The following is a 20814-nucleotide window of genomic DNA, read 5'->3' as shown; positions in this document are numbered from 1 at the left end:
GTTAGTCGGCTTTGGGGGAATGGTGAGGCATCCAAGAGCGCATGTGTTGGCTTAGTCTGTCTAAGGAGAGATAAGCTACGGGGGTGGTGTATAGGGTCAGGAGTTGGCTTAGGCAGAGGCCACCGAGAATAGCGAGGCCGAGCGGTTTACGCATCTCGCTCCCATAATCCCCGCCGATGAGCAATGGGACAGCCCCTAAAGCCGCGGCGAAGGTTGTCATCAAAATAGGGCGGAAGCGTAACCGGCTTGCGGTCATGATGGCTTCTTGTGCGGATTTGCCATGCTGGCGGGCTTGGATGGCAAAGTCGATCAGCATAATGGCGTTCTTTTTCACAATGCCGATGAGCAAAATAACACCGATGAGGGTGAGGAGGGAGAAAGGCTGGCCAAAGAGGGTAACAGCCAGCAAGGCCCCTACGCCGGCTGAAGGCAGGGTGGAGAGGATTGTTAGCGGGTGGACTAAGCTTTCATATAAAATACCGAGGACGACATAAACGGCTATTAACGCGGCGAGAATTAGGAGCGGCTCTCGGCTTACAGATTTTTGCAAACTGGCTGCATTGCCAGCGAAGCCACCTTGAATCTCGCGTGGGAGATGGAGTTGCACCATGGCTTGGTTAATTGCGGTAATGGCGTCCCCTAAAGCGGCACCGGGGGCGAGGTTGAAGGATAGAGTTGTCGCGACAAACTGGCCTTGATGATTAACCGCGAGGGGGTCATTGACCTGTTTTAAGGGGCCAAGCAGAAGAAGGGGGACCATAGTCTCACTGCGTGTTGTAACGGCAGAGCCATTAGAGGCGGACTTACCTCCTGCAAGGGCATTAGCGACAGAGTTTAGATAAGAGAGCTGCCCTTCGGAGAGTGATGCGCTGGAGGTGTCATGCGCACGGACACGGATATTATTGGTGGCATAAGCCCCGTTGGCTGTACCGCCTGTTACACTCACCCGCATTTGCGTGAGGAAGTGCGGGTCGGACCAGAAGATGGGTGCGGCCTCCATAATGACGCGATATTGATTTAATGGCTCATAAATCACAGAGGCGGCGCGTTGGCCAAAAGCGTCATAAAGCGCGTTGCTGGCGAGCTGCGGGGTAATATTATAGCGGGCTTCTACATCGCGCGTGAGGGCGAGGGTGATGCCACGGCCGCCTTGCTCCATATCAGAGGTTACATCAGTGAGTATAGGCAAGTGTGAGAGGGCTTCAACTACGCGTGGGGTCCATTGGTAAAGCTCCTCGGCAGAGTTGCCCTGTAAGCTATATTGATACGTCCCATCAGTTGAGCGAGCGCCCCCGCCGATAAGGCTCGGTAGGCGGAGGCGGAGGGATAGCCCGGCTTGGTGAGAAAAAAGATGGTTCAAGCGGTTAATCGTGACAGAGATATCATCCTTGCGTTCTCTCTTCGGCTTGAGGGTGATGAACATATTGACCGAATTAGAGGAGCGTTTGCCTAACCCCCCAATCGCACTGATGACATCAGGGTCTTGGGCGAGGCGTTTTTCGGCCCTAATGGTGAGGGCCTGCAACGCATGGAAGGAAATATCCTGGTCTGCCACAAGCCGCCCCATAATCATACTCTGGTCCTGCTGGGGGAAGAGCTCCTTGGGCAGGGAGGTAAAGAGCCAACCGGCGAGGAGGAGGCTGAGCGGTAGGGAGAGGAGGACGAGTTTTGGATGGGCCATCACAGCGTAGAGCGAGCGCATATAGCCTACGGTGAGGCGTTGGAAGCCATAATCCAGCTTATGGCTACACCATTTTAGGCTGGTGCGGATTATCCCTATGGAGCTGCGCGTCTGTTTATGCTCTTGCAGAGCGAGAAGCTGGGCACTGAGCATGGGGGCTAAGGTTAGGGATAACACCATCGAGACACAAAGCGCGATGATGATTGTCATGGCAAATTCATGAAAGAAAAGGCCAGAAACCCCTTCCATCAGCAAGATGGGGAGAAAAACGACAATCAGCGATAAAGTGATGGACATGACGGTAAAGACGACCTCCCCCGTGCCGTCTATGGCCGCTTTATAGGCAGATTTTCCCATTTCCTGATGGCGTGTGATGTTCTCCAGCACCACAATGGCATCATCCACAACAAAGCCTGTGACGATGGTGAGAGCCATTAGCGACATCACATCAAGCTGATAGCCTAGCAGCTTCATAAAGGCGAATGTGGTGATGATGGAAGCGGGGACGACAAGCGCAGGGATGAGGACAGCTACCCCATCGCGTAGGAAGAAAAGAACGACCAGAACCACTAACCCCACAGCGAGGATGAGGGTCCGTTGTGTATCAGCCAGTGAGGCGCGAATGGTGACGGAGCGGTCAAGCTGGAGGTCCAAACGTGTATTACCCGGCAAAGCTGTGCGGAGGAGCGGCAAACGTGCTTTTAGCCCGTCGGTCGTTTGGATGATGTTAGCCCCACTTTGGGGATAAACGGTGCAGATAATATCTGGCTGACCATTTACATAACCTGCTTGGCGGAGGTCTTCCGCACTATCAACGACATCAGCGACATCGGAGAGGCGGACAGGTTGGTTATTGCGATAGGCGATGATGAGGGAGCGATAGGCACTTGCTTGTGTGGCTTGGTCATTCGTAGCGAGGATGAAACGCTGATTATGGCTCTCGATAAAACCTTTGGGCGTATGGGCGTTAGCAGAGGTTAGAGCGGCGCGAATATCCTCAAACCCAATCCCATAGCGGAAGAGCCGTAACGGATTAACCTCCACACGGACAGCGGGTAAGGCACTGCCGCGAATATCGACATTGCCAACACCCTCTACTTGGCTAAGGCCGGGGAGGACGATGTTATTGGCGAAATCATAAAGCTGCTGAGGGGTACGGGTTGAGGAGGTGAGCGTAAGGACCATGATAGGCGGCCCATTCGCATTGGCCTTCATATAGCTAGGGTCGCTGCGGAGGGTTGTAGGCAAGTCTTGCCGTGCAGCGCGGAGGGCTGATTGGACATCGCGCGCGGCCCCATTAATATCGCGTGAGAGGTCAAATTGGAGGAGGATGCGGGTTTGATTAACGGTGGATTGGGAGGTCATTTCCCGCACCCCCGCAATGGCCCCCAAATGACGCTCTAAAGGCTCGGCGATGGTGCTAGCAATTTCAGACGGGGAGCCGCCGGGTTGGTTGGCAATCACCATCACCACAGGGTAATCGACATCGGGTAAGTCCGAGATGGGAAGATAATGATAGCCAAGGCAGCCTGCAAGAATCATCGCCAGCGTCATGAGGAGCGTGCCGACGGGGCGACTGACAAAGAGGCGAATTAACCTCACGGGGTTTGCGCAGGATGTTCAGATTTATGGAGGTATTTTTGGACAACCCCTCGCACCTTCAAGCTACAAGTGTTCATAAAGAGATAAATCACCGGCGTGGTAAAGAGCGTCAGCAGTTGGGAGAGCATCAATCCAAAGACAATCGCCACGCCCAGCGGGCGGCGTAATTCCGTCCCTGTGCCGCTGCTGAGGAGGAGGGGGAGTGCCCCAAAAAGGGCGGCGAGTGTTGTCATCAAAATCGGGCGGAAGCGGAGCAAAGCGGCTTGGCGTATGGCCTCAATGGGGGGGAGGTTATCTTGTCGCTCCGCTTGGAGGGCGAAGTCGATCATCATAATCGCGTTTTTCTTGACGATGCCGATGAGCAGCACAATGCCGATAATGCCCATAATATCCAAGGGCATCCCAAAGCCATAAAGCCCTAGGAACGCCCCAATCGCAGCGGAGGGGAGGGTAGAGAGAATGGTGATAGGGTGAATGAAGCTCTCATACAGCACGCCTAGCACGATATAGACCGCTACAATCGCAGCAATGACGAGGCCGAGCTCATTGCCCAGTGCATTTTTAAAAGCAGCAGCCGTGCCTTGGAAAGCGGTTTGGAAGGTGCCGGGGAGGCCAATCTTCTGGCGGATATGCTCAATGGCGGTTGTGGCCTCTCCCAGCGCATGATGTGGCGCGAGATTGAAAGAAATTGTCGTGGCGGGGAATTGCCCATAATGCGTGATGAGCAAAGGCGAGGTCAGCCGGCTTAGGCTGGTGACTTGCAAGAGCGGTACTAACCCAGAGGTCGGCTGGCGTGTTGGCCCGCTCGTGCTGCCTCCTGCCTCGGAGGCGATACCCGGTAGATAAAGCTGGGAGAGAGAGCGTTGGCTCTGTTGGAAGCGCGGGTCAGCCTCCAAAATGACACGATATTGGTTGGATTGTGTGTAGATGGTGGAAACCTGCCGTTGGCCAAAACTATCATAAAGCAAATTATCGACCGTCTGTGGGGTGATGGAATAACGCGCCCCATTGGTACGGTCCAGCGTAAGCATAGCCGTTAGACCATCCGCTTGGAGGTCGGAGGTCACATCATTGAGGGAAGGCTCATGCTTGAGGGCGTCAAGAAAACGCGGCACCCAGAGGGAGAAATCGTCATAATCGGGTGTTTCAAGCATGAATTGATATTGCATGGCTGAGACGGATGTCTCCAGCGAGAGGTCTTGGACGGGCTGGGTGTAAAGATGCGTGCCGGGGAGGGCGCGTGCTGCGGCATTAAGCCGGGCTTGTATGGCATCAAGGGAGCTTTCTCGTTTTTCTTTGGGCTTTAGATTAATGAGAAATCGGCCGGAATTGAGGGTCATATTTTGCCCATCAATCCCGATAAAGGAGGAGAGGCTCACCACATCAGGGTCTTGGAGGATGAGCCGTCCGAGTTCAGCTTGCCGTGTTTTCATGCCCTCAAAAGATATATTAGCCGGCATGACGGAAATCCCCTGTATGACACCGCTATCTTGGGAGGGGAAAAAGCCTTTCGGTATGCCCCATGCGAGCAGACCGGTCATGAGAATACTCGCTACGGCGACAATGAGGGTTAATGGTTGGTGGCGAAAGACAATCTCTAAGCCGCGATCATATTGGGTGATGAGCCAGTCCATCATCTCTTGCATGAAGTCGGCAAAGCGTGTGAGCCAATGTACTCTCTCCTGTGGCGTGCTGTTGGGTTTGTGGCGTTCACTTAGCATACGCGCGCACATCATCGGCACGAGGGTGATGGAGATAAGAGCCGAGAGGGAGATAGTGATGGCCAAGGTCATCGCGAATTCATGGAAGAGACGCCCCACCACATCGCTCATAAAAAGCAGCGGGATAAGCACAGCAATTAGTGAGACTGTGAGTGAGATGATGGTAAAGCCAATCTCTTTGGCCCCTTTAAGGGCGGCTGTATAACGGTCCTCGCCTGCTTCTACAAAGCGGGAGATATTTTCAATCACCACAATGGCATCATCCACCACAAAGCCGGAGGCAATGGTAAGGGACATAAGGGAGAGATTATCCAGCGAGAAGCCCAGCAAATACATTGCCGAGAGTGTCCCAATTAGCGAGAGAGGGACAGAAAGGCCGGGGATGATGGTCGCAGGGATATTGCAAAGAAAGACAAAAATCACCCCCACAACGAGTAGCATCGCCAAGATAAGCTCTAGCCCAACATCATGAACAGAGGCGCGGATGGTGGTGGTACGGTCTGTTAAGGGGACAATATCAATCCCCGGTGGGAGGTCTTGTTGTAAGCGGGGGAGAATGGCGCGTACATTATCAGCCACGGCAATCACATTCGCGCCGGGTTGGCGTTGAATATTGAGGATAAGAGCCGGGGTTTTATTAGCCCATGCCGCAAGCTGGTTATTTTCGGCCCCCTCCACAACGCGCCCAACATCTCGTAAGCGGATAGGCCCGTTATTTTGATACGCAATGACCTGATTCATAAGTTGTTCAACGGATTGTATTTGCCCATCAATGCGGAGCGAGGTCGCATGATGGGGGCCATCGAACGTCCCTGTAGGGGAGTTGACATTCACCGTGCCGATGATGGTGCGGACAGTATCTAGCGCGATGCCGTATGAGGTAAGCTTAGGGATGTTGATTTGTATGCGATAAGCCTTGCGGTTCCCCCCGGAGAGGGTCACCAACCCCACACCGGAGATTTGGCTTATCTTTTGCTCTAAGCGTGTGTTGACGTAATCTTCCACCTCCGGTAGCGGCAAGGTGCGGGAGGTGATGCCGAGCGTCATGATGGGTGTATCAGCGGGGTTGACCTTGGCGTAAATCGGCGGGGCGGGGAGGTCATTAGGCAGGAGAGAGCCAGCATTATTGATGGCGGCTTGCACTTCTTGCTCGGCAATATCCATCTTCATGTCTAAGCCGAAGCGCAATGTGATGACAGAGGCCCCCCCAGAGGATTGGGAGGTCATTTGGTCTAACCCAGCCATCTGCCCTAATTGTGTCTCTAGCGGGGCTGTGACAGAGGTACTCATCACATCAGGGCTGGCACCGGGGTAGAAGGTCGAAACGGTGATGGTAGGGTATTCGACCTCTGGCAAAGCGGAGAGGGGGAGGAAATGATACCCTAATAACCCAGCCAGCATAATGCCCAGCATAAGCAAGCTGGTCGCAACGGGGCGTTCGATAAAGAGACGAGAAGGATTCACAGGCTCACAAGCTCAAACGGAGTATTAAGGGTGTGTGGTTGTTGCGTCAGCAGGGCCAGCGGCAATGGTAACTTTACTGCCGGGGCGGAGGTGATTAATCCCATCAGTGACGATTCGGTCTCCCTCTGCCACGCCAGAGAGGATGACGCTGTTATTATCATCACTCTGGCCTAGTTTTACAGGGTGGACAGCGGCCGTCATATCCTTCTCAATGACATAAACAAATTGTCCATCCGGCCCGGTTTGGACGGCATTGCTTGGCACAAGTAATGCGTTTTGGATGGTCTGCACTAAGAGATGTGCATTGACGAACTCATTAGGAAAGAGGCGTTCATCCTCATTGGGGAAGATACCACGTAACCGCACCGTCCCTGTTGAGGTATCAATTTGGCTATCCAGCGCGTTAACCGTCCCTGTGGCAAGCTTATGGGTGTTATCGCTACTCCATGCCTCCACAGTGAGGGAGGGATGGCTATTAAGCTGTTCTTGGACCTCAGGTAAGTTATTTTGTGGTAATGTAAAAATGACGGAAATAGGTTGCATCTGGGTAAGGGTCGTCAGACCACCAGATTGGCCTACTGTGACATAATTGCCAATGTCTAAGGCACGAATACCCACGCGCCCATCCACAGGGGCCGTAATGTGGCAATACATCAGATTAAGCTCTGCATTACGGACATTTGCTTCATCAAAAGCGACCTGACCTTCTAGTTGCTCGACAGTAAATTCTTGGTCGCGCGCTAACATAGCGGAGGTGGAGTTCTGTTTAATCAAACGCTGATAACGGCCACTATCGACACGCGCTTTAGCAAGCTGGGCGCGGTCAGCCGCAAGGGTACCCTGATATTGATGCAATGTTGCTTCATAAGGGCGTGGGTCGATGAGTTCTAGCACATCACCACGGTGAACATGCTGCCCTTCTTGATAATATACGGCCAAGATATGGCCACTAACGCGTGGGGTAATGGTAACATTTGCAACAGGGACGACTGTCCCTAAAAGTTGTAAAACGATGGGCATATTAGCCCGGTGTGCCGCTGCAACAGCTACAGCGGGGGGAGTATCACCATGACGATGCGCGCCATTATGGCTTGCGCTATGTAGTCGCCAAGCGATGATGAGGATAGCAAGGAGAGATGCCCCGGCGATCCACCATTTTTTCCCTTTTGGGGTGGGGGGAGTATGGGAGGAAGGGGCGGGGCTCATAATCAGGAAACTCTCTTGATGGTGAGGGTTATTAGCGGCGCGTTGTTATGCCAGAAAATATGGCATGAGATAGACAAATAATAGCGGTTTTATCAACAAAGTGCACCTTAACATTCTGTATTTAATTTATAAAAATACAGCCTCTACCCTTTAAGGGTAGAGCATTCCCCCTCTTGAAGAATGGGCGAGGGAACCGCATATCAGCAAGCGTAGCGGCTTTCATGTGCGTATGGGCTTGCTACAGATTTATTGATTCACAGCGCATTGCGTTGATGGGAGAGACGGACATGGTTGATACTACCGCTATGAAGGGTGAGGGCTTCGTACAAGAGGCTAAAGGGCGTGTCAAAGATGCGTTTGGTGCAGTCTCTGGTGATGCAGCAATGCAGGCTGGTGGCAAGATTGACCAGTTGAGTGGCCGTGCAAAGCATGAATTTGCTGATTTGTACGATGCTAATGAGAGCCGGATTGAGGCCGCAACAAGCTTCATTCAAGAGCGTCCCTTTGTCGCTTTGGGGATTATCACGCTTGTTGGGTTGGTTTTGGGCCGTCTTCTGTTTAAAAAGCGCGGTTAAGTAAAGTAACGGAGGGTCAGAGAGGGTTATGCAGTGGTATTATGAGCGTGATGGTCAGCAGGCTGGGCCGGTGTCACAGGCCGAACTCATCCGGTTGATGATTCAGCGCGTTATCACCCCGCAAACCCTCGTCTGGCACCCGGCTTTTGGCAATGAGTGGCGGCCTGCAAGTAAGGCAGGGTTGCCTGTGCCTAGTGGGGATGTAAAGATATTTACTCTCGCTTTAGGTGGGCCGAAGCCTGCTACCACTATAGCTGCTGGTACGGGAGGGAAGCTGGGCAAGGTGCCTTTTTTATGGGCGTGGATGTTGCTTCTACCAGAAGTTGTGAATGTGACTCTGCTGTTTGCAGGGCAAATATTGCATTGGGCGGTTGATTTGGGGAGTGCCCTAACAGGGGTATCCATAAGTGCTATTTTGTTCCTCGCCCTCATACAGGATAGAAAGACCCTTATCTTGGCTGGGGTTACGCCGCCTTCCTTTTGGTGGGGGCTCTTCTTTGTGCCCGGCTATTTTTGGTGCCGTTGGAAGTCTGTTCGGCGTGGGCTTATTTTACTCATTTTTTCTGGGCTGTTGACGGCGGGGGAAGTGGCTATTCTGGCCACTAACCCGCCGCCGGGCTTTCCTCATCTTTCTTTTCAGGTGCAGAGCGTAAAACCCTCAGCAGAGCATAGCACCATGGGGCAAAAATCTGCTTCCTCCAACCCGGATAATACCAGCCCCGCTCAGGCCACCCCGCAAGAAGGAGATGTGCAGCTTTAGGCGGTATTGCCTCATAAAAATGCATTATTTTCTCTCTTGACTCATTATTTTTAAAAAAGGGGCTTTCTTTCCGACTCGGAGTGATTCAAAATCGGCACGGATGAATGACGTGTCGAATGAAGCGAGTGGAAAGGGCCTTCATGCCAGATTACAGCCTAGAAGACCAATATGAAGGGCTTGTCGCAGGCGTGGATGAAGTCGGGCGTGGTCCGCTGGCAGGGCCTGTGGTCGCTGCTGCGGTTGTGTTTCTCACGCGGCCTTCTGCACCATTGGCGGGTCTGTTGGATGATTCCAAAAAACTGACAATAGCACGGCGGGAGAAGGCTTATGCCGCTTTGGTGGCGGAGCCAAGCGTTTGTGCGGCTGTTAGCGCGGCCTCGGTGCAGGAGATTGACCGGCTCAATATTGGTCAGGCGTGTCATTTAGCGATGCAGCGCGCGATGAGCCGCCTTGCCGTAAAGCTGGGCCAATGGCCTGCTATGGCCTTGATAGACGGCAACCGCGCGCCTGCCTTACCTTGTCGGGTAGAGACGGTTGTTAAAGGTGATAGTAAAAGCCTCTCCATTGCTGCGGCGTCTATTGTGGCCAAAGTGGTGCGAGACCGGCTTATGGCCCGTTTAGCCACACGTCATACAGCCTATGGATGGGAGCGTAATGCCGGGTATGGCACGGCTCTCCACCTTGCAGGATTGCACGAGGATGGGGTGACCCTCCACCATAGGCGTAGTTTTGCCCCCATAAAACATATGATTGCAGCAAAGGTTCACGCAGCATGAAAGCGGATATGCCCCTTAACCGGATTTTACGTGGGGAATGTGTGGAGGTGATGAAAACCCTCCCTGATGCGAGTGTGAATTGTGTCTTTGCAGACCCACCCTATAACCTCCAATTACGTGGGGAGTTGCGCCGCCCAGATGAAAGTGTGGTGGATGGCGTTGATGATGATTGGGATAAGTTTACAGGGTATGAAGCCTATGATGACTTTACCCGCGCATGGTTAAGCGAGGCGCGCCGTCTGCTCCATAAGGATGGCACCATTTGGGTGATTGGCTCTTATCACAATATTTTTCGCCTTGGGGCGATTATGCAGGATTTGGGGTTCTGGATCCTCAATGACATTATCTGGCGTAAGTCGAACCCCATGCCTAATTTTCGGGGGCGGCGTTTTACTAATGCGCATGAGACCTTAATTTGGGCAGCACGCGGGCCGGAGAGCAAATATCGCTTTAATTATCAAGCCATGAAGGCTCTGAATGAGGACCTTCAAATGCGCTCGGATTGGTATCTTCCCTTATGTACTGGTAATGAGCGGCTTAAAAATGAGCATGGGTTAAAGCTTCACCCCACGCAAAAGCCGGAGAGCTTGCTGCATCGGACACTCCTTGCAGCAACAATGGCTAAAGATGTTGTGTTGGACCCTTTTTGTGGGACGGGGACAACCCCAGCTGTGGCTAAGAAGTTAGGGCGGCGTTATGTCGCGATTGAGCGTCATCCCGACTATATTAAAGCCGCAGAAGCACGCTTGGCGGAGATTGAAGCGTTGCCAGCCGAGCAATTGGAGATTACCCCCGCTAAGCGGGAATTGCCGCGTATTCCCTTTGGGTCTTTTGTGGAGAATGGAAGCCTCCCACCGGGTACGGTGGTGTATGACCGCCAAAAACGGCTTAAAGCACGCGTCTCCCCCGATGGGACGTTAGTGTCGGGGCAGCATCGTGGCTCCATTCATAAATTAGGTGCGCTTCTAACGAATGCAGCGTCCTGTAATGGTTGGACCTTTTGGTATTTTGAGCGTGATGGTCAGCTAGTGCCGATTGATGTTTTACGGCAGGAAACGCATGAATTACGCCGCACTGCGTAATTCTGTATATTATGGGGGAGAGCTGAGATGCGTATAATACATGACCCTATGGCCCTTATGATCGCAGCCATAGCTTTGGTGTTTGCTGTGTTATTTCATTTTATAATTATGCGGCCACAAAAGCAGCGTTCTGGCTTTTCTGCCTTTTGCTGGGACGTGGTGATTTTTCTGATTTGTTGGGTGGGTATCGCGCTTATTTATTATAGTGCAATACCCTTGTTGGAGGCATCTGGAGGTTAGCGTTTGGCGCACCTCTCTTCCCCCTTAAAAGAGTTTTTTAGGGGGAAGAAGATGAGGACGCAGCAGCAGATTTATGGGGATGGACTACGTGCCGTACGCGCCGGGCTGTAGCAGGGCGCACGACATGCCGTACGGGTAGAGGGCGCAGGGCAGGGTGTGCCGGCTCGGGGAGAGAGGGGCCATTAAAACCGAGGAAGCCAATCGCGGGGATAGGTTGACCACGATCCTCTATAATACGGGGCGGAGCTTTGGCTGTAATGCCTGCTTGGCCATTAATGGTGATATGCTCACCATTGCTCTCATGGCTAGAGCTGGTGATGAGCTTCCCATCGGGGTTGTAAGTCCGCAAAGAGAGAAGTTGGAACATAATATCATTACGGCCAAGGTCGATTGCGAGATCGAGCGGGGTTTGGTCGAGGACATTACGCGCGTTAATATCAGCTCCACGGCTAAGAGCTTCTTTCGCCCCAATTAAAGAGCCGCGATTAACAGCATCAAAAAGGGCCGCGGTGGGGTTTACATCCATACGGGCGTGGCTGTCATCCCCATCTTCGGCCTCTGCACCGGGGAGAGCAGAAGGTGGGGCGGCGTGGCGTGCTGCTTTACGCGCTTCAGCCTGTTTTTGGGCATTCATGGCATCTTGCTCGGCCTCTGCTTCATCAGCCGATTGGGCATGAGCTGTGTAGGGCACCATAGCCAGTGAGGCAGCAGAAAAACCGAGGGCACAAATGATATGGGGTAGCCAAGAACTCAATGGGCGCATGTTAGGGAATAAAGCCTTCTCTTATACCAGCTACAGGGACGCTGGGCTTATCATGCCAAGCCCTACCGCGCCTTGTCAATTTCATAGATGATGGGCATATCATAGAGGGTGCGTTTTTTCTACCGTCCTTCACGCCACCAGCTTATTCCTACCAAGGTAAGAATGGCTACAAGGAGGAGCCAAGAGGGTAGGTAGGGGGTTGTTGTTGTCTCGGTAGAGAGCTGGATTTGATGTAGCGGCAGCCCTACCCAGCCTGAACCATGAAATGGCCCTGTCTCAGCGACTTGACGGAGTGTTGGTACCCCCTCACGCCCTAGCCAGATAATCCCCCCACCAGATTGACGAACAAGAGGGGTAAGTAAGGTCGCGGTACTGCGGAGGTCTTGGTCCTCCAGCGGGTTGGGCTCTGTTAGGGCCACGGTGGTGTTGAGCGCTCCTTGATGGATGGTCCAGATTTGTCCTGTTTGTTCGGCCGTAGGAGGGATAGCGATGGAGCCAGCCCATAAGCCGCTCTGCTCTGCTGTTGGGGTGAGTGTGATAAGGCTATGACTGCCATCGGGGCTAATAATCTCGGCTTGGGCATTATGGAGTACATCTAGACTGGTACGTTGGATGAAGATCCGACCTTGGCTTATATGGGCTTCAAGCTGGTTTTCTTCCAATTCTGGCTCTTTCATCAGCCAATGGGAGAGGCGGCGGAGGAGTTCTGCTTGCGGGCCGCCGCCTTTTTCCCCACGGGACCAGAGCCATATTTGGTCCGAAAGCAGCATCGCCACGCGGCCTTTATCGCTCTGGTCCAAGACGAGCAAAGGCGCACCGCTTGGTGTGGCTAAGAGCGTGCGGCCTTGTGTTTGGTCAGTGCGTAAAGCGCGGTACCACGGGCCCCATGCGTCCCCCCAGGGGCCGTGTGTGGGTAAGGCCCTTGTGACGGGGTGAGACAGGCCAAGAGCAGTCCGTTTAGGGGAGAAAGGTTGGAGGATAAGGCCATTTTCTGAAGGGATATGGGCAGGCAGGACAGCCCCTACTGGGGTATCTTGCAATGTGCCGGCCTGCGTCATTTCAGGCCCACCGACAACGAGTAACCCTCCCCCTTGGCGAACATAATGGGCGATATTCTCAAGATAGCTCTCGGGTAGGATATTTTGATTGCTAAAGCCATCTAAGATGATGAGGTCAAAACTGTTGATCTTTTGGGAAAACAGCTCATGGGTGGGAAAGGGGATTAAGGCAAGGTCAGAGAGGGGGGTATCATCGGCTGTATCGGGGGAGCGGAGAATGGTAAAATGGACCAAATCCACCGAAGGGTCGGCTTTTAGCAAGCTCCGCCATACCCGTGCGCCTTGGTTAGGCACGCCTGATACAAGCAGAACACGCAGCCGGTCCCGCACGCCCTGCAAGCGTAGCACGGTGCTGTTATTGCGTAGGGAGGCTTCCCCCGCCAATGGGGAGGCTGTGAGTTCTTTTAAAGTCAGGCCCGCATGGGTGATGGGGATAGCAATATCCACCGCTTGGCCGCTTTGTGTATGCGCGAGGACGGTGGTTCGCCCGTCACCACCATGCTCCAAAATATCAACCGCTTGCCCAGCCATTGTTCCAAGGTCATCGACCTGCACACTGATATGCGCTGTCTGACCAATGATGACATAAGGCGGTGCGCTCAAGATACGTAGGCGGCGGTCTGTTTCCTCCCCCTTTGCAGCAAGGAGGAGATGGAGCGGGATGGTTTGGCCTGTAATGGTTTTGAGCGATGAAGGCAGTTGAGCGGGGACATCATGATCCATCCCATCGGTAAGGAGGAGGATACCAGCAGGGTTGTTGAGGGTCAGGGTGGCACGGTCTATGGCCTCAAATAAGCGTGTGCCTTGCCCATTGCCGCCTGCAACATCAATTTGATGGAGTGTTAACCCATGGAGGGCCTGCCCTTGTGCGAGCAGCTGGCTGCGGGCGCGCTCAATGAGGGCACGGCGCGTCCCAACCTCCATAGAGGGGGAGAGGTCCACCACAAGGAGGGCATCTTGGGGTTGGATTTGTTTATGTGGGTGCGTTTGCTGTGGGTTAGCCAACCATAAAAGGCCGATGATGATAGCCCCAGCGCGCCATAATAGACCACGAGCATGGCGGATGAGGCCATAAAGCCCCATGATGATGCTGAGTCCTGCTACGGTAAGAAGGAGCCAAAGGGGAAGGACAGGCATCCAGATGAGAGATGGTAGAGGGAACATCATGGGGCCTCGCTTTCATCTGTTGGGCCTTCCATTGTGTCATCAGCACTATTTTTGAGGCGTTTGAGCATTTCGGGATAGTGGCGTTGGTCGTTTTTATAATTGCCTGTTAGCGCGTAGATGATGGTGTTGAAGCCAAAGCGATAGGCCAAGGTGCGTTGTGTTTCACCATCGGGGATGACGGCAAAAGGATGCTCGCCATGGCTATCCACCGCCCAAGCATGAGCCCAATCGCCATTACCGATAATAACGGGGCTGACGCTCTCACTTTCATCATTTTCCTCTTGGCGGGCGACATAAACAGTTTGGCCTGCAATCCGTCCGGGGAAGTCATGCAAAAGATAGAATGTGTGGGAGAGTGTATGTTGCTCCCCCAAAGGCATGAGGGGGGGGATAGGCAAACCAGATGTTGCGGCTTTGAGGGCCGAACGGGTGGCGTGGCCATCGCTCCCATCAAGGGGGCTTCCTGCACCCATTTCATCAATTAGAATCATACCATCATGTTGAATATAGTTGCTGAGGGCCTGACGGCCCGCCTCATCAAGTTGCGTGCTGGGGAGGATGGGCCAGTAAAGCAATGGGTAAAAGGCGAGGTCATCACGCCCCGGCACCACCCCGACAGGGCTATCCAAATGGGTGGTGCTGCGTTGGTTGAGAAAGCGCGTTAAGCCTTCTAACCCTTGCTGGACGGCGTCATCTGTTGCGGCATCGCCTGTTTGGATATGCGCTAGGCGAATGGCAAGGGCGGCCGGGGGGACGTTTTGCTCTGTTGGGGAGGCGGCATAGCTTATGGGGGAGAGGCTAGCGATGAGCAGGCTAAGCCCTATGGTAAGAATCGTGCCTCCCCGGCGAGGAAGGCGGAGGATACCGGCGCGGGCGAGGGATAAAAACATATCGAGGAGGAGGAAGCCCATGGCAAGGAGCATCAAACCCGGCCAGAAGGGGCGTTCAACCACGGCACGACCTGCTTGTTGGAGGGAGCCAAGGGCGGGTTCTTCCGCTAGAGGGGGCTGATGGTCTGCTAGATTTAGGGGGTGCCGTTGCGCCGCCCCACCATAGAAGCCAACAGGATGAAGGGCATCGGCGGTTTGTTCTGCCGTAGTGAGGAGAGGGCGGACGGTTGTGGGCGGTGTTATGAGGGTTTTCTCTGCATCTAAAAGCCGCCATGGGGCCAGAGTATCGGCCGAACTATGCGCTGTTGTATCATGATGTTGTATGAAAGGCGTACGCGTGATGAGGCGTTCCATCATCTGCGGGAATAGGCCAGAGAGGGGAAGGCTGGACCAATCCGCTGTCGCGGTGATGTGGAAGAGGATGAGCAGCCCGTTGCCCTCTTGCCGGGCAGTGACGAGGGGGGTGCCGTCTGTCAGCGTGGCCCATACATGGCGGGAGAGGTCATCTGTCGGTTGGGCCAGTAATTGGCGGGATATTGTGGCATCATGCGGGATGGTAAGCCCTGCAAATGGCGTATTGGGGGGAAAAGGTGCCAGTGGTTGAGGGTTCCCCCACGACATGGGGCCGCCGAGTTGACGCATCCCAGAGAGGAGCGGCACAGGTAGGAGGGCCGCCGCATCGCCCTGTATCCCTTGTTGGTTTTGATGAGCGAGGTCCGGCCCTGCAAAGCGGATGAGGATACCGCCCTCCCGCACCCAATGGAGCATATCGTTGAGGGAAGCTTCTGGAAGGCTCCCATCCGTAGCGATGATGATGGTGGGATGTTGGGGGAGGAGGCTATCGACTGTCCCTTCTTGGTACGGGGTGATGTCGTGGAGGGCATGTTCTAGGTAAAAGCTGCCCCCTGTTAAGGGGCGGTCATCCCCATTGAGATGCAATAAGCCGACCCGTCTTTGGGCGGCTGTGCCGGGGAGCAGAACCATCCCCGCCGGGCCTGCAATAGCCGGGAGAGAGAGCGCATCATAGGCTATATTATGTGGTAGTTGTGTGTTGAAGGGCCGAGGCGTGTTGGTGGGGATAAGCGTACTGGCTTGGAGGGCAAAATGCCCGTTGGGGGTGAGCTTCATGCCCATTAAATGGAGCATTTGCGGCGGGCAGCCGGGTAAAGTTTCGGCGAGGATTGTGGTGGGGGTGCCATGTTGGAGGGAGAGGCGTGTTAGCGCACAACGGGGCCAGCGTATATCATGACGGGACGCCGCATCTTGTAAGGCTGTGCGTAAGGCGTCATCGCCCGGTTGGGCTAAGCCATCGGAGAGAAGCATAACGCTTGCCGTGCGTAGGATGTCGTGCATCGCTGGGTTTTGTAACTGTCGAGCCAGAGCGAGCCGGTCACTAGGCCATAGCTGTGGCTTTAGGGTGGCTAAGCTTTGTTTAAGGGAGGCTGGGCTACTAGGATGGAGCGGGCTTGGCATATGCCCATCAGCCTCTGGCGCACTGAGGAAGAGCGTAATCCTCCCCCCAGCGCGTAATGTTGCTTCCCCTAAAGCGAGGGCTTGCTCTGTACGCTCTGCCCAATGTGTTGTAGCGGCCCAGCCATTATCAAGAATGAGCATGAGGTTATGGGGCACATGGCTGGAGCGCGGCGGAATATAAAGCGGGCGGCTAAAGGCAAGGATGAGTAGTGCCAAAGCTGCCAAGCGGAGCAAGAGCAGCCAGAGCGGCGTATGAGCGGCATTCTGCCGGGTTGTGGTTAATTGACGCAGCAGAATCAGGGAGGGGAAGCGTTGCTCACGCGGTTGGGGAGGGATAGCCCGGACGAGCCACCACACCCCCGGTAGAATGAGCAAAAAGAGCAGAAGATAGGGGGAGAGAAGGGTCATGCGCGCCCCCGGAGGAAGTGATGACATTCAGCCAAGACCGGGCGGGCAGGCTGGCTTGTGATATGGAAGCGGAAGAAGGACCGTGCCCCCCCAAAGCCTTGTTGAAGCTGCGCGAAATGCGCCTTCAAGCGTGTCTGATACGCATCATGAAGGCTCTCAGTGGCGGGGAGGGTGAGGTTAGGCTCTGCCTCGCAGCTGGTAAAGCGGATGGAGCCGTGGAAGGGGATTCGTTCCTCTTGTGGGTCTAAGATGGCCAGTAGGGCAGTTGGGCCGGGATGGGTAGCTAAAGCGGTGAGGCATTGGTCCATCATGGCATTATCCCATAAAAAATCACTCACCAAGAGCAGTGGTGCATGGGGGGGCAGGCCCGCAAAGGAGGGGAATGTCTGCATGGTATCGGCAGGATTATGCGGTGCATGATTTATGAGGTTATGGGCCAGTCTTGGTAAAGCTTGCCGCCCGTTAAAGCGGGATTTTAAGCCGAGGATACCAACATCCTCCCCCCCTAAGAGGGCCGCTTGGCCGAGGGCGAGGGCATCGGTAAGGGCTGTGTTATATTTGCTGGGGAGTGTTTTGGTTGATTGCCAGCGCATGGAGGCTGAAGAATCCACCCATAGGAAAAGCGGGCGCGGGGCATGTTGCTCTTGCTCGCGAACCCATAGGAGGTCTGGCGAAGGGGAGCGGGCAGATTGCTTCCAGTCGATGAGGGAAGCAGGCTCGTTGGGTTGATGGGGGCGGAACTGCCAAAACTCATGCCCATCTCCTGCGCGGCGGTTGCCATGTGGGCCACTACGCAGGCTTTGTGCGAGGGCTTGTGCGGCGATTATTAGCTCCGGCAAGGCCGGCGGTTGAGCCGGTGCGTCTTGCGCCTGAGCGGGCTTAAATAAACGCTGGAAGAATGATGAGGCCATATCCGTACCCAAAACCGCCAAATGATGGCCTAGCGGAGGCGTTTTAGCTGGTCGGCAATCAGGCTTTCAGCCGTTATGCCCTGTGTTTGGGCGGTAAAGCTTATGCCAAGACGATGGGCGAGGCTTGGCTCTGCCACATGGTGGAGGTCCTCCATAGAGGGGGCTAAGCGACCATGCAGCATAGCCCGGGCGCGTGTTGCAATCATCAAAGCCTGTGCGGCACGGGGGCCGGGGCCGTAATCAAGCGCATGGCGGACCTCCTTACTGGCGGTCTCATCTTGGGGGCGGAGGCTGCGCACAAGGGTGAGGATGGCGTCTAGGATGGTCTCTCCAACAGGGAGGGTACGGACCAATTTTTGAGCGGTGATGAGCTCTGAGGCAGAGAAAAGACTCTCGGCAGTTTTATGTGTTGCGCCAGTTGTTTGGAGGAGCATATGACGCTCAGCTTCCCGCGTGGGGAAGGTGAGGGGGATACGCATCATAAACCGGTCGAGCTGCGCTTCTGGCAGGGGGTAGGTGCCTTCTTGCTCAATGGGATTTTGTGTAGCAAGCACATGGAAAGGCTTTGGTAAGGCCCATGTCTTGCCCCCTTGGGTGACGTGCCCTTCTGCCATAGCTTGGAGGAGGGCAGATTGTGTGCGTGGGCTGGCGCGGTTAATCTCATCAGCAAGGACTAATTGGCCAAATAGCGGGCCGGGGAGGAAGCGGAAATGCCGTTGTCCATTTTCATCTTGCTCAAGAATCTCAGCCCCGGTGATGTCCGAGGGCATGAGGTCTGGCGTAAATTGGATGCGGCTATCACCAAGGCCTATAACCCGCGCACAAGTGGTGACAAGCAGTGTTTTCCCAAGGCCCGGTGCCCCCAATAACAAGGCATGACCTGCCCCTAAAAGGGTTGTGAGGACATGGTCGATGACGGCCTCCTGCCCGAGGACGATTCGGCCAATTTCTTGCTGTAGGGCTTTTAGCCGGGGGGAGAGAGCATCAAAATGGCGCATAGTGTCTTCATGATGGGAGAGGTCTTCTTGAGAGGCAGGCTGGGGTGCCGAGGAGGAATGTTGAGTCATGATTCTGTTTTAGAAACGCAGGCTAGGGGGTTTTAACAGGCCAAGTTCATCCCCAACTTTGGGGTGGATAGCCCAAGCTATCATGTAAATGGTTCCTTTAAAACGGACCATCGCAGGAAAGTAGCGAGGATGTTATGAGCATCGAGCCTTATGAGACCTTAGCCCCCTCTCCCATAGGGCTAGATGACGTTGCATTATGTGATGACGAGGCTGCTCTGCCGCATTTGCCCTTTCATATTCAGCGCGATGGAACGTGGTTATATCGGGGGACGCCTATTCGCCGTAAGGCTATGTTATGCTTGTTTGCTTCTTGTTTGGATCGTGACCAGCAAGGTCGCTATTGGCTCCAAACACCAACTGAAGCCGGAATCATTGGGGTGGAGGATGTTCCCTTCCTCGCGGTGGAGTTGGATTTTAAGGGCTGCTCCCAACGTGACCAAACGCTTTGCTTACGGACAAATTTGGATGAGGTCTTTTGTATAGGAGAGGATCATCCTTTGCTGTGTGAGTGGGACCGCCCCGCAGATGTAGCGACCGTTCCCTATATTCATATGCGTGCAGGGACAGGCGGGCAGCCTATCATGGCGCGTATTAGCCGGGCTGTGTTGTTCGAGCTTGCTGCACTTGCCGTACCTGGTTGTGTAGCGGGGGAGCCGTGCTTAGGGGTGTGGAGCCGGGGCATGTTCTTCCCCCTCTCACGCTTGCCGGAGGAAGGATGTGCCGAGGCTGAGGGGGTATGTGGGTGAGTACGTCCCTAAAAGAGGCTGTTGAAAAACTTCCCGGTTATGAGGGGTTAGAGCGTATTTGGGCGGCTATACCACAAACACGGCTTGTGGGGGGCTGTGTGCGGGATGTGCTGTGCGGTCATAATGTGCATGACCTCGACCTCGCCAGCCCTTTACCGCCAGAGGAGGCGCAACAGAGGCTAGAGGCGGCTGGGGCGAAGGTCATTCCCACAGGGTTGGAGCATGGGACCATCACAGCGGTGATAAATCACCGGCCTTATGAGGTGACCACCTTGCGGCGGGATGTCAGCACGGATGGCCGTCATGCTGTTGTGGCATGGACGGATGATTGGCAAGAGGATGCCCAACGGCGTGACTTTACCATCAATGCGTTATCGTTGGACCAAGAAGGCAGGCTTTACGATTATTTCGGCGGGGAAGAGGATTTACGCGCGGGGCGGGTGCGTTTTGTAGGGCGGGCAGCACAACGTATTGAGGAAGATGCTCTACGGTGCTTACGCTTCTTCCGCTTTTTTGCGCGTTATGGGCAAGGCACGCCAGATGAGGAAGCCTGTCAGGCCATCACGCAGCTTAGGGAGAGGATGACCCGTCTTTCCATCGAGCGTGTGGCGATGGAATTATTGAAGATTCTTGCAGGGCCACAGCTCTTGCGCACGATGAAGTTAATGGAACAAACAGGCAGCCTTGCTGTTTTATTGCCTCATCATGCGCCGCTTTCGGCTTTAGAGCGGTTATTAGCGTGCAAGGACCCGGCCGAGCCATTGCATCGCTTAGCTGTGTTGTATCCCCCCGGTGGGGGTGATGGGCAGGGTTTTGATGATATTGGGGCGCATTTAAAGCTCTCTAATGATAATCGCGCCCTTTTAGCCGCTTTTGCACGGCCAGAGCCGTCTTTAGCGGTCACAATGGATGATGATGCGCTAAGGCGGGTGCGGTTTGTACAAGAGTTGCCTATTTTGTTAGGGCGCAGCTGGCTGATACAGGCCCGCCAATTAGGCCGCCCTGATGCTGAATGGAGCATGTTGCGCCATCGTCTGGCAGAGATGGCCCAACCGGTTTTCCCCCTCGCAGGGCGGGATATGATGGCTCTAGGTGTAAAGCCGGGGCCGGAGATGGGGCGGTGGTTAAAGCGCGTGCAACAATGGTGGTTGGAGCAAGGCTGCCGAGCAGATGGGGCGGCTTGTCGGGCGTGGCTTTTGGCGCAACTTCCCCCTTGTTAAAGAG

General features: G+C 54.5%; 14 protein-coding genes. 6 read left to right on the top strand and 8 right to left on the bottom strand.

Annotated elements, in window-relative coordinates:
• Window position 1: 1 nt before the first annotated feature.
• From GM556_RS05690 to GM556_RS05680, 3 genes are read right to left on the bottom strand one after another with little or no spacing between them, the layout of a single operon-like run.
• The gene (locus GM556_RS05690; RefSeq protein WP_370513597.1) at window positions 2–3283 is read right to left on the bottom strand and encodes an efflux RND transporter permease subunit; all 3282 of its coding nucleotides are present in this window, start codon (window positions 3281–3283) and stop codon (window positions 2–4) included.
• Complete coding sequence (locus tag GM556_RS05685) at window positions 3280–6468, bottom strand: efflux RND transporter permease subunit (RefSeq protein WP_266137858.1); 3189 nt, start codon at window positions 6466–6468, stop codon at window positions 3280–3282. Before GM556_RS05685 ends, GM556_RS05690 begins: the two co-directional genes overlap by 4 nt.
• A 24-nt stretch (window positions 6469–6492) precedes the next feature.
• Window positions 6493–7674 carry an efflux RND transporter periplasmic adaptor subunit gene (locus GM556_RS05680; protein WP_155573621.1) on the bottom strand — a complete coding sequence of 394 codons (1182 nt, stop codon included), beginning with the start codon at window positions 7672–7674 and terminating at the stop codon, window positions 6493–6495.
• 287 nt (window positions 7675–7961) lie between these two features.
• Here GM556_RS05680 and GM556_RS05675 point away from each other — a divergent pair, with 287 nt between their 5' ends.
• The 4 genes from GM556_RS05675 (at window position 7962) to GM556_RS05660 (ending at window position 10867) form a co-directional block, all read left to right on the top strand.
• Complete coding sequence (locus GM556_RS05675) at window positions 7962–8249, top strand: CsbD family protein (protein ID WP_155573620.1); 288 nt, start codon at window positions 7962–7964, stop codon at window positions 8247–8249.
• A gap of 28 nt (window positions 8250–8277) precedes the next feature.
• Window positions 8278–9009, top strand: coding sequence for a DUF4339 domain-containing protein (locus GM556_RS05670; protein ID WP_155579542.1), 732 nt, complete (start codon window positions 8278–8280; stop codon window positions 9007–9009).
• Window positions 9010–9149: 140 nt separating this feature from the next.
• Window positions 9150–9785: a ribonuclease HII gene (locus GM556_RS05665; RefSeq protein ID WP_099026807.1), complete on the top strand. Its 636-nt coding sequence runs from the start codon at window positions 9150–9152 to the stop codon at window positions 9783–9785.
• A complete protein-coding gene (locus tag GM556_RS05660) occupies window positions 9782–10867 on the top strand; it encodes a DNA methyltransferase (protein ID WP_099026806.1) in 1086 nt (361 codons plus the stop codon). The genes GM556_RS05665 and GM556_RS05660 overlap by 4 nt, the downstream gene beginning before the upstream one ends.
• 277 nt (window positions 10868–11144) lie before the next feature.
• Here GM556_RS05660 and GM556_RS05655 read toward each other — a convergent pair whose 3' ends face one another.
• The 5 genes from GM556_RS05655 to GM556_RS05635 form a co-directional block, all read right to left on the bottom strand.
• Window positions 11145–11870 carry an ankyrin repeat domain-containing protein gene (locus GM556_RS05655; protein WP_230873305.1) on the bottom strand — a complete coding sequence of 242 codons (726 nt, stop codon included), beginning with the start codon at window positions 11868–11870 and terminating at the stop codon, window positions 11145–11147.
• A 119-nt stretch (window positions 11871–11989) separates the two neighbouring features.
• Window positions 11990–14095, bottom strand: coding sequence for a glutamine amidotransferase (locus GM556_RS05650; protein ID WP_155579541.1), 2106 nt, complete (start codon window positions 14093–14095; stop codon window positions 11990–11992).
• Complete coding sequence (locus tag GM556_RS05645) at window positions 14092–16866, bottom strand: DUF4159 domain-containing protein (RefSeq protein WP_196424777.1); 2775 nt, start codon at window positions 16864–16866, stop codon at window positions 14092–14094. Before GM556_RS05645 ends, GM556_RS05650 begins: the two co-directional genes overlap by 4 nt.
• On the bottom strand, window positions 16863–17777 hold the full coding sequence (locus tag GM556_RS05640; RefSeq protein ID WP_155579539.1) for a DUF58 domain-containing protein: 915 nt from the start codon (window positions 17775–17777) through the stop codon (window positions 16863–16865). The genes GM556_RS05645 and GM556_RS05640 overlap by 4 nt, the downstream gene beginning before the upstream one ends.
• Before the next feature lie 29 nt (window positions 17778–17806).
• Window positions 17807–18844, bottom strand: coding sequence for an AAA family ATPase (locus GM556_RS05635; RefSeq protein ID WP_196424776.1), 1038 nt, complete (start codon window positions 18842–18844; stop codon window positions 17807–17809).
• A 134-nt stretch (window positions 18845–18978) separates the two neighbouring features.
• Between GM556_RS05635 and GM556_RS05630 the strand changes: the two genes are divergently transcribed.
• Window positions 18979–19590, top strand: coding sequence for a DUF1285 domain-containing protein (locus GM556_RS05630; protein WP_155579538.1), 612 nt, complete (start codon window positions 18979–18981; stop codon window positions 19588–19590).
• Window positions 19581–20810 (top strand): CCA tRNA nucleotidyltransferase, encoded by a 1230-nt coding sequence (locus GM556_RS05625; protein ID WP_155579537.1) that lies wholly within the window; start codon window positions 19581–19583, stop codon window positions 20808–20810. Before GM556_RS05630 ends, GM556_RS05625 begins: the two co-directional genes overlap by 10 nt.
• Window positions 20811–20814: the final 4 nt, after the last annotated feature.

Source organism: Bombella sp. ESL0378 (genome assembly GCF_009725845.1).
Taxonomy (GTDB): domain Bacteria; phylum Pseudomonadota; class Alphaproteobacteria; order Acetobacterales; family Acetobacteraceae; genus Bombella; species Bombella pollinis.
This window is presented reverse-complemented; position numbering and strand designations above follow the sequence as displayed.